This is a genomic window from Flagellimonas algicola (assembly GCF_005937185.1).
Taxonomy (GTDB): domain Bacteria; phylum Bacteroidota; class Bacteroidia; order Flavobacteriales; family Flavobacteriaceae; genus Flagellimonas; species Flagellimonas algicola.
This window is the reverse complement of the sequence record NZ_VCNI01000001.1, coordinates 1,026,972-1,039,653: the sequence shown is the minus strand read 5'-3', so window position 1 is coordinate 1,039,653 and position 12,682 is coordinate 1,026,972. Positions and strand designations below refer to the sequence as shown.

The window sequence follows — 12,682 nt, the reverse complement described above, 5'->3', positions numbered from 1 at the left end:
CAAATTGTTAATAATGTAACAATTTGTTTGATTTTTAAAACACTCACTGGCGTATCTTTGTTTTAAGGAGTCAAGGTAGATTAATTACCTTTGTAAAAATGCATAAAAATAATGTTTTTAAAAGGGCTCCAGGATAAATTTAAAGTTAAATCGGGACTAAAATACCTGCAGGATGAAATGCAAAAGCCCGCTTCTGTTGTGGAGCGGAGCAAGGGCGTTAGCAGTATTGGCTGCATTGTGGATGTGGACAATTTTGGAAATGCGGAGGTGTTTTATGAGTTAATAGACGAGTACGAACTAAGACCCAATGCTATCAAGATCATTGGCTATAAAAGGGAGTACGATAAAAACTCACCCTATGCCATTCAAATTTTTTCCGATAAGGATTTAGGTTGGAAAGGCGATATTGAAAACGGATATGTGCTGGAGTTTTTGGGCAGGGAATACGATCTTTTGCTCAATTATTACCAAGAGGATAATTTAATGATGAAACTCCTCTCGGTGAAAACTCAAGCCCGACTCAAGGTTGGATTTGGAACCTTAGATCCCAAGATCAATGATTTGATTTTAAATACGTCCTTAAATGATTTTGACTTGTTCAAAAGTGAATTAAAGAAATATTTAAAGGTTTTAAAAGAATTGTAATGGAGCAATTATTGGGCACTGGGGTTGCCTTGGTCACCCCGTTCAAAGAAGATTTTTCGGTGGATACCACTGCTTTGGAGCGCGTTGTGGAGCATTGTATTCAGGGAGGTATTGACTATCTGGTTGCGCTGGGTACCACAGCGGAATCCGCTACCTTGTCCAAAGCGGAAAAACAGCTGGTCGCCGATGTAGTTGTTCGGGCCAATGCGGGAAGGTTACCACTGGTTTTGGGTGTTGGCGGAAATAATACCGCCGCGGTTGTGGAAGAGCTCAAATCTTTGGACCTTTCGGAATTTACGGCCATATTATCTGTATCACCTTACTACAATAGACCTACCCAAGAAGGCATTTACCAGCATTTTAAGGCTATTGGCGCGGCCTCCCCAATACCTATCGTAATGTACAATGTGCCTGCAAGGACGGGTAGCAATATGTTGCCGGAAACCACGGTAAGATTGGCAAAGGATGTTCCCAATATCGTAGCGATCAAGGAAGCCTGTGGAGATATGGTTCAGATTGACCAGATCATGAAGGGTAAACCAGATGACTTTTTGGTTATTTCCGGGGACGATTTCACAGCTTTGCCTACTGTTTTGGCAGGAGGCTCTGGAGTAATTTCGGTTTTGGGTCAAGGATTGCCTGCGGGTTTTTCTACAATGATTGAGCAGGGGTTACAGGGTAAATCAGATGAGGCCTATGAATTGCACCATGCACTTTTGCCGGCCATGCAACTCATTTTTGAAGAAGGAAATCCCGCTGGGATCAAGAGTATTTTTGAGTCCTTGGGAATTTGTTCGGCGGTAGTCCGCTTGCCATTGGTTGAGGCTTCGCTTGGTTTAAAAAACAGGATTGCTGCCTATCTAAAGTCGCACAACAAGGTGTATGCATAAGTTGCGTTAAAACTTAGCCAAAACCTTGGCAGGAAGCTGCACGGACACTTATTTTTGGAAGTGGATTTCTATTTTTTAAATCCATTGATTATCACTAATTTTGCAAAATGTTTTTGAAAATGAGGTCGATTCTTCCTTTACTCTTTGCCGTAATTTTATTTTCATCCTGTAGCGAGTACCAGAAAGTGCTTAAAAATGAGGATGTAAAGGCTAAATATGATTTGGCCCAGAAATACTATGACGAAGGGGATTATAAAAGGGCAAAAAGATTATTTGAGCAGATTGCCCCTCGGTATGTGGGCAAACCTCAAGGAGAGCGGGTGATGTTCTTTTTCGCGGACTCTTATTTCAAGACCAAGGATTATTACTTATCTGGATACCAGTTTGAGCGATTCATTAAATCGTATCCAAGAAGTGATAAGATTCAAGAGGCTTCCTTTTTAGGAGCAAAGAGCTATTATGAATTGTCACCGGCCTATTCCTTAGATCAAACTGATACTGACAAAGCTTTGGCCAAACTACAAACCTTTATCAATACCTATCCAGAATCGGAGTTTTTTGATGAAGCCAATGCCATGGCCAAGGAGCTGACCTCCAAAAAAGAAAGAAAGCAAATAGAAGTAGCCAAGCAGTTCAACAAGTTGGGGAAATTCAACTATCCTATCTTAATTTCGGCTATCACCGCCCTGGATAATTTTATTTCTGATAACCCAGGTTCTGTTTATAGAGAAGAAGCACTCTATTATAGGATAGAGGCGTCCACCAATTTGGCAGTTAACAGTACAGAGAACAAAAAGCAGGAACGTCTGGAAGACGCGTTATCAGCGTATAACAATTTATTGCGTTATTTTCCTGAAACCCAATTTAAGAAGAAAGCGGACGACCTGTCCGAGAAAATACAGAAAGAGTTGAGTGTATACACCAGCTCCAAATAACATTTTAAACTATCCGTAAATGCAAGATTTGAAAAACACCAAAGCTCCCGTTTCTACAGTGACCCACAACAGGAACGAATTTGATGAGAAAACGGACAACATTTATGAGGCCATTTCCATCGCGTCCAAGCGAGCCATCCAAATCAATTCTGAAATAAAAAAGGAATTGCTGGAAAAGTTGGAGGAATTCGCCACTTACAGCGATAGCTTGGAAGAAGTTTTTGAAAACAAGGAGCAGATAGAAGTTTCCAAGTTCTACGAGAAACTTCCAAAGCCCCATGCTTTGGCGGTAATGGAATGGTTGGAAGACAAAATCTACTACAGAAACACAGAGAAAGACGCCTAAGAAATGCTTAGCGGTAAAAATATTCTTTTGGGCGTTACCGGGGGAATTGCCGCATATAAGACCACATTTCTTGTTAGGTTGCTGATAAAAGCTGGTGCCAAGGTCAAAGTTGTAATGACCCAGAGTGCTGGCTCTTTTGTTTCTCCTTTAACGCTATCCACACTTTCTAAAAATCCAGTGTTATTGGATTTTGTTAACGAGGAGGATGGAAGTTTATCATGGAACAATCACGTGGAATTGGGCCTGTGGGCAGACCTTATGATCATTGCCCCAGCTACAGCCAATACGCTGTCCAAAATGTCGCAAGGCATTTGTGATAACCTGTTGTTAGCAACCTATCTTTCGGCCAAATGTCCAATCTTTTTTGCACCGGCCATGGATTTGGACATGTATAAACATCCATCCACGACAACTTCATTAGAAAAACTGACTTCCTTCGGAAACACAATGATTCCGGCTGAATCTGGTGAATTGGCCAGTGGACTACACGGCGAAGGCCGAATGGCAGAGCCCGAAAATATCGTTGCTTTTATCCAAAATGAATTGTCCCAGGGCTTACCCCTCAGCGGCAAGAAAGTATTGATTACAGCCGGCCCCACCCATGAACCCTTGGATCCTGTTCGATTTTTGGGCAATCGTTCCTCTGGAACCATGGGCTTTGAATTGGCCAAAAAAGCTGCCAATTTGGGAGCAAAAGTCATTTTGGTATCTGGACCTACCAACCTATCAGTGGATGAGGAAACCATTCAGTTGATTCGAATTACTTCCGCCCAGGAAATGTACGAAGCTTGTCATGAACATTTTGATGATGTGGATGTAGTCATTGCGGCCGCTGCGGTGGCGGACTATCGACCTAAACATGTGGCCCAGGAAAAGATGAAAAAGAAAGATGGAGACCTCCAAATTGAACTGGAGCGAAATCCAGACATCCTTTTATCTCTAGGAGCGCGCAAGGACAATCAGTTTTTGGTGGGCTTTGCCCTGGAAACAGAAAACGAGCTAGAAAATGCCAAAGACAAGTTGGAGCGTAAAAATTTGGACGCTATTGTGTTGAACTCCCTTAAGGACGACGGTGCTGGTTTTGGAGGAAGCACCAATAAAATTACCTTTATCGATAAGAATTCCGGGATTAAAACGTTTGGATTGAAGACAAAGCCCGAAGTTGCTTCGGACATTTGGGAAGAAATTATCTCCAGAATCCATGCATAGGATCATTATACTTGTTTTTTTGTTTTCAATAGCACAAATCTCGTTTGCGCAAGAACTCAATTGCACCATAACGGTCAACTCTGACCAAGTGAGTCAGACCAACCAGCAGATATTCAGGACTTTGGAGCGTTCACTCAACGATTTTGTGAATAAAACCAAGTGGACCAACCGCGTGTATCGGGACAATGAACGGGTCAATGCCCGGATGTTCATAACGGTCACCCAATATGAATCGGACCGATTTGAGGCCAACATCCAAATTCAATCTTCCCGTCCGGTATTCAATACATCCTATGAAAGCCCCATCTTCAATTATAAGGATGACGCTTTCAATTTTCAATATCAGGAATTTCAACCTTTGGTATACAACGAGAACGTCTTTGATTCCAATTTGGTGGGCGTAATCACCTATTATGTGTATGTGATTTTAGGTTTGGATGCCGATACCTTTTCGTTGGAAGGCGGGGATGAAATGTTCCGTAAGGCTCAGAATATAGTCACCCAGGCACAAGGATCTAATTTCTCAGGTTGGAACCAAGAAACAGGGGAGCGTTCCCGATTTGAATTGGTAGACAATTTGATGAGCAACTCCTTTAGGGAGTATCGAATCGCCATGTATAATTACCACAGGAAAGGACTGGACATTCTTGGGGATAATAATAGCACAGGCAAACAGGTTGTTGCCGGAAGTATGCGTTTGTTTGAGACCTTGATCAAGCGCCGACCCAATGCTTTTTTGATCCAGACTTTTTTTGATGCCAAGTCGGAAGAAATTAGAAATATCTTCTCCGATGGCCCCAAGGTGGACATTGTAAAACTCAAGGAAACTTTGAATCGGGTGGCGCCATTTTATTCCAATACCTGGAACGAAATAAATTACTAGTCCATTTCTCCAAAGAGCTATATCTTTACGGTGAAAATCCGCTAAGTTGCTAACAAATCTTTCCATTCAGAACTATGCTTTGATTGATGATGTGAACGTGCAGTTCGCGGAAGGCTTTACTACCATAACAGGCGAAACAGGAGCGGGAAAATCCATATTATTGGGTGGACTTTCTTTGGTGTTGGGAAAACGGGCGGACCTAAGCTCCCTAAAAAACCAAGCACAGAAGTGCATTATTGAGGCTGAATTTGATATATCCAAATACAGGTTGGAGGGTTTTTTCCAATCCCATGACCTGGATTATGAGCATGACACCATTTTACGGCGTGAAATTTTACCAAGCGGCAAATCCCGAGCCTTTGTAAACGATTCCCCAGTTACCTTGGATATCCTAAAAGGATTGGGCGAACGTTTAGTGGATGTCCATTCACAGCATCAAACTCTACGATTGACCGAAAATGACTTTCAACTTAAGGTAGTGGACGCCTTGGCTGGAAACCAAGACAATCTACATACATATCGAGCCCATTTGGAGGCCTATAGAAAGGTATCCAAGGAATTAAGGGAACTACAGGAATTTCAATCCAACTCCAATAAAGAACACGATTACAACAGTTTTTTGCTGAAAGAACTGGAAGCTGCTTCACTTAAAGAAGGAATGCAAGAAGCGCTGGAGGTGGAATATGAGCAGTTGAACAATGTGGAGCAAATCATGGAGCAATTGTCACAAGGACATCAACTGCTGAATGACGAGCAATTGGGCTTATTAGGGAGATTGGCCGATTTAAAACGAAGCTTTCAACATTTAGCGGATTTTGGGGATACCTATGCCAAGCTAAACGAACGGGTGCAATCCATATTTATTGAAATGGACGATGTGGCAGGAGAATTGGAAGTATTAAAGGACGGGGTAGAGGCCAACCCCGAGCGCTTAGAGTCCATTAATGGACAGCTTCAATTACTTTATGATCTTCAAAAAAAACATCAGGTAAATTCTGTTGCAGAACTTCTTGCCATTAAGGAGGATTTAAGCACAAAGGTAGATGCCGTAGAAAATATCGAGTCCAATATCTTGGAAAAAGAACAAGAGCTGCAGCTGGTAGCAAAGAAAGCGGACACTTGGGCGGCAAAAATCACGGAGGCCAGAAATAAGGCCATCCCCAAGCTAAAACATACGCTTCAGGAAAACTTGTATGCATTGGGAATGCCCTCGGCTACTTTCAAAATAGAGGTACATCCTTCGGATTCCTTTAAATCCAATGGAAAAGATGACCTCATATTCCTGTTCTCCGCCAACAAGGGTTCGGAATATGGAGAGTTGAAGAAAGTGGCATCCGGAGGTGAATTGTCCAGAATCATGCTCACGATAAAGTCCCTACTGGCGCAATTTGAACAATTGCCTACCATGATGTTCGATGAGATAGATACCGGCGTTTCGGGAGAAATATCCAATCGAATGGGAGAGATTATGAAACAGATGAGCCAAACCATGCAAGTCTTTTCCATTACCCACTTGCCCCAGGTGGCATCCAAGGGGAGCCATCAATTTAAGGTTTTCAAAGAGGAGAGTGCGTCTGGTACCAGTACCCGAATGAAAAGATTGAACGAGGAAGAACGGGTAAAGGAGCTGGCAGAAATGTTGGGAGGAAAAGCGATTTCCGATTCCGCTTTGGCACATGCCAAACAATTATTGCAATAGCTTATGCCCGCAGTTGGGGGAACTTCGAGAAGAGCGGATAAAAATCAATTAGAATAAATATCTTTGCCGCTAAACCAAACAATAGAATAAGAATGGCGTACAATCTTTTAAAAGGTAAGCGAGGAATCATTTTTGGAGCCTTGGATGAAAACTCCATAGCTTGGAAAACTGCAGAGCGTGTTCACGAGGAAGGCGGAACCTTTGTGCTGACCAATGCACCCATCGCCATGCGAATGGGACAAATCAAAGAACTTGCTGCAAAGACCAATTCGGAAATTATTCCAGCAGATGCTACAAGCGAGGAGGATTTGCAGAATTTAGTAAGCCAATCCATGGAAATTTTGGGCGGTAAATTGGACTTTGTGCTGCACTCCATAGGTATGTCTGTCAATGTACGTAAAGGACGTGCCTATACCGATGAAAAATACGATTTCACGACTAAAGGATGGGACGTTTCCGCACTTTCGTTTCATAAGGTAATGCAGACCTTGTTTAAGGCGGATGCCATGAACGAGTGGGGAAGTATTGTAGCCTTGACTTATATGGCGGCCCAGCGCACATTCCCAGATTATAATGATATGGCCGACAACAAAGCCTATTTGGAATCTGTGGCCAGAAGCTTTGGTTATTTCTTCGGAAAAGAGAAGAAGGTAAGGGTCAACACCATATCCCAATCCCCAACCCCAACAACTGCTGGGCAAGGGGTTAAGGGCTTTGGAGGATTTATTAACTATGCTGAGAAAATGTCACCTTTAGGTAACGCATCAGCAGCGGATTGCGCAGATTATACCATCAGTCTGTTTTCGGATTTAACCCGGAAAGTGACCATGCAGAACCTGTTCCATGATGGTGGTTTCTCCAATACAGGGGTGAGCCAAGAAGTCATTGATGAGTTCAGCGAATAATATTAAAATAAGGTAGCGGAGGCCATCCTTGTTCAGGATGGCTTTTGTGTTTACGGATGAACCTATATTTCTCCATAATAGTCCCGGTTTACAACAGACCTGATGAGGTGCACGAACTACTTCAAAGTTTGCAAGAGCAAGAATTCACTGATGACTTTGAGGTGGTTATTGTAGAAGACGGATCTTCGGAAAGGTCCGATGATATTGTGGAAGGATTTAATGATAATCTGAATATTTCCTACTATTTCAAACCCAATTCGGGCCCTGGGGATTCCCGAAATTTTGGAATGCAAAATGCTAAAGGAAATTACTTTATCATTTTGGATTCTGATTGTATTTTGCCTCCCCAATACCTAGTTGAGGTTGAAAAAGAGCTCAAAGCCAATTTTGTACATTGCTTTGGAGGTCCGGATGCGGCACACGAGTCATTTACAACAGTTCAGAAAGCCATCAACTATGTAATGACCTCAATTTTTACCACAGGTGGAATCCGTGGAGGAAAGAAATCAGTTGGTAAATTCCAACCACGAAGTTTTAATATGGGTATTTCCAAAACCGCTTTTGAAAAAGCGGGAGGGTTTGGGAGGATTCATCCCGGGGAAGATCCAGACCTGACCTTTCGAATTTGGAAGGCCGATTTCGATTCCCGATTGTTTCCGAAAGCCTTTGTCTACCATAAACGAAGGATTGACTGGAACAAATTCTATATTCAAGTAAATAAATTTGGAAGTGTAAGGCCCATTTTAAACCAATGGCATCCTGGTACCGCCAAACTGACCTATTGGTTCCCAAGTTTTTTTATGTTGGGACTGATGACCTCGATTGCTTTGATCTTTGTCAAAATTTACCTGCCCTTACTGTTGTACGGTATTTATTTTGCTCTATTGTTTGTGGGTGCTGCAGTCCAAAACAAGAATCTTTTGGTTGCATTTTATGCCATTTTTGCGGTACTAACCCAATTCACAGGATATGGGTTGGGTTTCCTTAGATCCACAATCTTGCTTAATTTTAGTAAGAAGGAACCAGAGGAGCTGTTTCCTAAATTGTTCTTCAAAAGAAAATCATAGTGGTCAAAAAATTCTTGCAAGGCCTAAATAGAAGAAAAGTAAAAGTGTTTTTCATCTTTTTACTGTGTTCCTTCCTTGCTTGGTTTTTAAGCAACCTATCCGAATCCTATGAATCCAGGGTCAATTTTGATTTGAATTATAGGAATTTGCCTGACACCTTGCTGCTGGGGAACAATGCCGTTAATACCATGGAAGCCAAACTCCGGACCAGTGGATTTCAGTTCCTTTACTATAAGTTTTGGAACAAAAGGGTCAATGTAAATTTAGGAGACGTTCAATATCGGAACGGAAGATATATGCTTTCGGAAGATGCCCTTAAAAAACAAATTGAGCAGCAGTTGTCCCAGAATATTTCACTTTTGGATTTGGATAGAAGACAGCTAACGGTGGACTTATATCAGGTAAACTCTAAGGAGGTTCCTGTAGTGGCCCAACTGGACGTACAGTTCGCACAAAACTTTATTTTGGATGGGGCGCCTGTCATTAAACCAGCAACGGTTACTGTCAAAGGGCCAAAAAAGGAAATCGATACCATAAGGCATATTTTTACTTCCAAATTGGAAATGGCACAGGTATCTTCTGATTTTTCAGAGGAAGTGCTTTTGATATTTCCCAGAAATTTGGTCAACAGTATTTTTTCTACCAATAGGGTGGAAGTGTCCGGTGCAGTCGTGAAGTTTTCCGAAGAAGTTTTTGAGGTGCCGGTAAAGGTGGTCAATCTTCCGGAAGGGTATCAAATCCAAACGTTTCCGAACTCCGTTTCTGTACTGTGCAAGGCAACCGTGGAGCGATTAAAATCACTTTCCGCTGCTGATATTAAGGTCATTGCGGATTATCGGCAGCTTAGAAATTCCGATAGCAACGAATTGTTCTTGGAAATTCTGGAAACCCCTGAAAAAGTGTATGATCTAAGGCTCTTGGTCAACAAGGTTAATTTTGTATTGGAACAGCAATGAGGATTGTAGGGCTAACAGGGGGTATCGGGAGCGGCAAAAGCACAGTGGCCGAAATGTTTAGGGCACTAGGAATTTCCGTATATGACTCAGATGTGGAAGCCAGAAATCTGATGACCAGTTCTGCCCAAGTAAAAGAGGCTATCGTGGAATTGCTGGGAGAGGCATCCTATGAAGATGGGAATCTGAACAGAACTTTTGTGGCTTCCAAAGTATTTGCCGAGCCAGTACTGTTGAAGGCTCTTAATAGGATAGTGCATCCGGCAGTACGGGAGCATTTTGCCCATTGGGTTACAAAACAGGAAGGCCCATATGTGATTCAGGAGACCGCTTTGATTTTTGAAAATGGGATGCAGGATCAATACGATCACATCATTTTGGTGTCAGCGCCGTATGAAATTAGATTGGAGCGTGTAATGCGAAGGGACCAAGCGATAAAAGAACAGGTTTTGGAACGCATGCGCAATCAACTGGAAGATGATAAAAAGAAAGATTTATCACACTTCATAATCGATAATTTGGATTTGGAAAATACGCGCCGACAAGTGATAAAACTTCATGAAACACTTGCTAATCAAGCAAATTGAAGCATCATTTTAACATTTTTGTTAAGGTTAGGTTAAACGATAAAAGGCCTAAATGTTAAATTTCTAATTTTACCCCAATGAACAAGAAGTTATTTGTTCTTCTCGTCATTCTTATGAGCTTGTCCCTTATCGGGATAATTTTTGTTCAAGTGTATTGGATAAGAACTTCGATAAATGACAAGGAGGAGCAATTCTCAAGAACGGTCACCGATATACTGGATAGAGTAGCGAGTAGGGTGGAGAAAAGGGAGATGAAGGATTATTCGGATCGTTTGGCTTCCTTGGTAGATAGTGTTGGGCAGCCAAAGACTACGCAGTTCAGAAATTTTTTGTTTGTTGATAGAGATTTAAATTCGGATGAGATTCTCTTCTACTCCCATGGAATTTTGGAAGAGGATTACAACATATCATCAACGTTCTTTGATAACAATTTACAAGGGGATGTGGATTCCACAACCATTACCAATTTTACCAGTAAACGGACTAAGGCCGTTTTTAGGGAGGAATATGGTTTGGATGGGAAAAGTTATAGTCTAACACCTATTCAACGCGCTGAAAAAATTGGCGGACTTTCCAGTATTGAAAAATTGGCGATGGAGGATGTTTTTATGGAATACGCCAAAAGTCAGCCTATTCATAAACGGGTAAGTACCCAAGAGCTGGAACTGCTGTTGGGCCAGGAATTGGGTGATAGAAACATCGACATCGATTATGAATACGGGGTGTATAGTCAGGGTTATCCCACCAAGGTAAGGTCCAAAAAGTTCAAGTTTTCGGAATCGAAAATGTATAAGGCGCGGATTTTTAAGGATAGTGAAGGGCAGACCAGTTTTTCATTGCTGCTCACATTTCCGTCCATGAATAAGTTTTTGTTTCAGTCCATTATGGGCATGGCACTCTTATCGTTGATTTTCACCTTGGTGATCATGGTAGCCTATTCAAGTGCCATTTATCAATTGATAAAGCAGAAGCAGATTTCGGAGATCAAAACGGATTTCATCAATAACATGACCCATGAGTTCAAAACTCCAATAGCAACCATTAATTTGGCGGTAGAAGCCATTCGAAATCCAAAATCCATTGAGGACAAGGACAAGGTGTTAAGGTACTTGGGGATGATTAAGGACGAGAACAAAAGGATGCACGCTCAGGTTGAAAATGTACTTCGGATATCCAAATTGGAGAAAAATCAGTTGGACATCAGTAAGGATCGGGCGGACGTTCATGAGATTGTGGAGGATGCCATCACCCATATTGAATTGATTGTTGCAGATAGAGGCGGATATGTGCATGCACATTTGGATGCGGAACGATCGGAAATTCTGGCAAACGATACGCATTTCACCAATGTTATTGTCAACATGTTGGATAATGCCGTTAAATATTCACCAGAATCCCCCAAAATTGATGTATATACAGAACTGGCAAAGAACAACATCATAATCAAAATACAGGATCAAGGTGCAGGAATGAGCAAAGCGGTCCTCAAAAAAGTGTTTGAGAAGTTTTACCGGGAACATACCGGCGACATACACAACGTAAAAGGTCACGGCTTAGGTTTGGCCTATGTTAAACGAATAATAGAAGATCATCAGGGAGAGGTTTATGCAGAAAGTGAAAAAGGAAAAGGAAGTACTTTCTATATAAAACTCCCCTTAATTTAAAAAATATGGAGATAGAGAAAAAGAAAATTCTTTTAGTGGAGGACGACCCCAATTTTGGGATCGTGCTCAAGGATTATTTGTCCATGAACGACTTTGATGTTGTATTGGCCAAAAATGGAATGGAAGGGTTTGAAAAGTTCAAAAAGGACAATTATGACGTGTGTATTTTGGATGTCATGATGCCTTATAAGGATGGATTTACCCTAGCTCGCGAAATACGCGAAAAGAATGAAAACGTTCCAATCATTTTCCTCACGGCAAAGACCATGAAAGAAGATGTGCTAAAAGGATATAAGGCTGGAGCTGATGATTATCTGAATAAACCATTTGATTCTGAAGTGCTATTGATGAAACTTAAAGCAATACTTCAGAGAAAGGCTTCCAGTACATTGGCAGACAGCAAACAATTTGAATTTCAAATTGGTAATTTCCATTTGAATTCAAAGCTTCGTTTCCTCACCTATTTGGAAGAAGAACCTATTAAACTGTCACCTAAGGAAAACGAATTATTGCGTTTGCTTGCGTTGCATGAAAATGACCTAATGCCAAGAGAATTGGCCCTGACCAAAATCTGGAGGGACGATAATTACTTTACTTCCCGTAGTATGGACGTATATATTGCCAAACTGAGGAAATATTTGAAGCGCGATGATGTGGTAGAAATCCTGAATATCCACGGGGAAGGATTTAGATTGGTGGTCAAAGCCGAAAATCAATAGAAAACACACCTTATGTAATCAACCACCCAATTGGGTGGTTTTTTTATGCCAAAAAATCTATTTAATTATAGTTCGAGTAAAATTGCGATTATTGAATTGACCAACAGATAAATGCGATTTGTGTCGGGTCGAGAGCAGTCGAGACCTATTTGAAAAACTAAGGTTCAATGACTTCTCGAC

General features: G+C 41.5%; 13 protein-coding genes. All 13 read left to right on the top strand.

Annotated elements, in window-relative coordinates; translation table 11 throughout:
* Positions 1–111: 111 nt before the first annotated feature.
* The 13 genes from FGG15_RS04530 (at position 112) to FGG15_RS04470 (ending at position 12,502) form a co-directional block, all read left to right on the top strand.
* Positions 112–645: a DUF6913 domain-containing protein gene (locus FGG15_RS04530; protein ID WP_138833650.1), complete on the top strand. Its 534-nt coding sequence runs from the start codon at positions 112–114 to the stop codon at positions 643–645.
* On the top strand, positions 645–1,535 hold the full coding sequence (gene dapA / locus FGG15_RS04525) for a 4-hydroxy-tetrahydrodipicolinate synthase (RefSeq protein WP_138833648.1): 891 nt from the start codon (positions 645–647) through the stop codon (positions 1,533–1,535). Before FGG15_RS04530 ends, dapA begins: the two co-directional genes overlap by 1 nt.
* A gap of 107 nt (positions 1,536–1,642) precedes the next feature.
* Positions 1,643–2,470 (top strand): outer membrane protein assembly factor BamD, encoded by an 828-nt coding sequence (locus FGG15_RS04520; RefSeq protein WP_138833646.1) that lies wholly within the window; start codon positions 1,643–1,645, stop codon positions 2,468–2,470.
* A 19-nt stretch (positions 2,471–2,489) separates the two neighbouring features.
* Positions 2,490–2,816 carry a DNA-directed RNA polymerase subunit omega gene (locus FGG15_RS04515; RefSeq protein WP_097046104.1) on the top strand — a complete coding sequence of 109 codons (327 nt, stop codon included), beginning with the start codon at positions 2,490–2,492 and terminating at the stop codon, positions 2,814–2,816.
* 3 nt (positions 2,817–2,819) lie between these two features.
* Complete coding sequence (gene coaBC / locus FGG15_RS04510) at positions 2,820–4,025, top strand: bifunctional phosphopantothenoylcysteine decarboxylase/phosphopantothenate--cysteine ligase CoaBC (RefSeq protein ID WP_138833645.1); 1,206 nt, start codon at positions 2,820–2,822, stop codon at positions 4,023–4,025.
* Positions 4,018–4,908, top strand: a complete 891-nt coding sequence (porD, locus tag FGG15_RS04505) for a type IX secretion system protein PorD (protein WP_138833644.1) — start codon at positions 4,018–4,020, stop codon at positions 4,906–4,908. The genes coaBC and porD overlap by 8 nt, the downstream gene beginning before the upstream one ends.
* Positions 4,909–4,954: 46 nt before the next feature.
* Positions 4,955–6,607, top strand: coding sequence for a DNA repair protein RecN (gene recN, locus FGG15_RS04500; protein WP_138833643.1), 1,653 nt, complete (start codon positions 4,955–4,957; stop codon positions 6,605–6,607).
* 92 nt (positions 6,608–6,699) lie between these two features.
* Positions 6,700–7,512, top strand: coding sequence for an enoyl-ACP reductase FabI (locus FGG15_RS04495; RefSeq protein ID WP_138833641.1), 813 nt, complete (start codon positions 6,700–6,702; stop codon positions 7,510–7,512).
* 56 nt (positions 7,513–7,568) lie between these two features.
* Positions 7,569–8,579, top strand: coding sequence for a glycosyltransferase family 2 protein (locus tag FGG15_RS04490; RefSeq protein ID WP_138833639.1), 1,011 nt, complete (start codon positions 7,569–7,571; stop codon positions 8,577–8,579).
* The gene (locus FGG15_RS04485) at positions 8,579–9,535 is read left to right on the top strand and encodes a CdaR family protein (protein ID WP_138833637.1); all 957 of its coding nucleotides are present in this window, start codon (positions 8,579–8,581) and stop codon (positions 9,533–9,535) included. Before FGG15_RS04490 ends, FGG15_RS04485 begins: the two co-directional genes overlap by 1 nt.
* On the top strand, positions 9,532–10,119 hold the full coding sequence (gene coaE / locus FGG15_RS04480; protein ID WP_138833635.1) for a dephospho-CoA kinase: 588 nt from the start codon (positions 9,532–9,534) through the stop codon (positions 10,117–10,119). The genes FGG15_RS04485 and coaE overlap by 4 nt, the downstream gene beginning before the upstream one ends.
* Before the next feature lie 77 nt (positions 10,120–10,196).
* Positions 10,197–11,783, top strand: coding sequence for a sensor histidine kinase (locus FGG15_RS04475; RefSeq protein WP_138833633.1), 1,587 nt, complete (start codon positions 10,197–10,199; stop codon positions 11,781–11,783).
* Between the two features lie 5 nt (positions 11,784–11,788).
* A complete protein-coding gene (locus FGG15_RS04470; protein ID WP_138833630.1) occupies positions 11,789–12,502 on the top strand; it encodes a response regulator transcription factor in 714 nt (237 codons plus the stop codon).
* The last annotated feature ends 180 nt before the right edge of the window (positions 12,503–12,682 follow it).

Bases quoted from the DNA above. Each gene is read 5' to 3' on its own strand.
- FGG15_RS04495 (WP_138833641.1), top strand. From the start codon at position 6,700: ATGGCGTACAATCTTTTAAAAGGTAAGCGAGGAATCATTTTTGGAGCC.
- coaE (WP_138833635.1), top strand. From the start codon at position 9,532: ATGAGGATTGTAGGGCTAACAGGGGGTATCGGGAGCGGCAAAAGCACA.
- FGG15_RS04470 (WP_138833630.1), top strand. From the start codon at position 11,789: ATGGAGATAGAGAAAAAGAAAATTCTTTTAGTGGAGGACGACCCCAAT.
- FGG15_RS04475 (WP_138833633.1), top strand. From the start codon at position 10,197: ATGAACAAGAAGTTATTTGTTCTTCTCGTCATTCTTATGAGCTTGTCC.
- porD (WP_138833644.1), top strand. From the start codon at position 4,018: ATGCATAGGATCATTATACTTGTTTTTTTGTTTTCAATAGCACAAATC.
- FGG15_RS04490 (WP_138833639.1), top strand. From the start codon at position 7,569: ATGAACCTATATTTCTCCATAATAGTCCCGGTTTACAACAGACCTGAT.
- FGG15_RS04520 (WP_138833646.1), top strand. From the start codon at position 1,643: ATGTTTTTGAAAATGAGGTCGATTCTTCCTTTACTCTTTGCCGTAATT.
- dapA (WP_138833648.1), top strand. From the start codon at position 645: ATGGAGCAATTATTGGGCACTGGGGTTGCCTTGGTCACCCCGTTCAAA.
- FGG15_RS04515 (WP_097046104.1), top strand. From the start codon at position 2,490: ATGCAAGATTTGAAAAACACCAAAGCTCCCGTTTCTACAGTGACCCAC.
- FGG15_RS04530 (WP_138833650.1), top strand. From the start codon at position 112: ATGTTTTTAAAAGGGCTCCAGGATAAATTTAAAGTTAAATCGGGACTA.
- coaBC (WP_138833645.1), top strand. From the start codon at position 2,820: ATGCTTAGCGGTAAAAATATTCTTTTGGGCGTTACCGGGGGAATTGCC.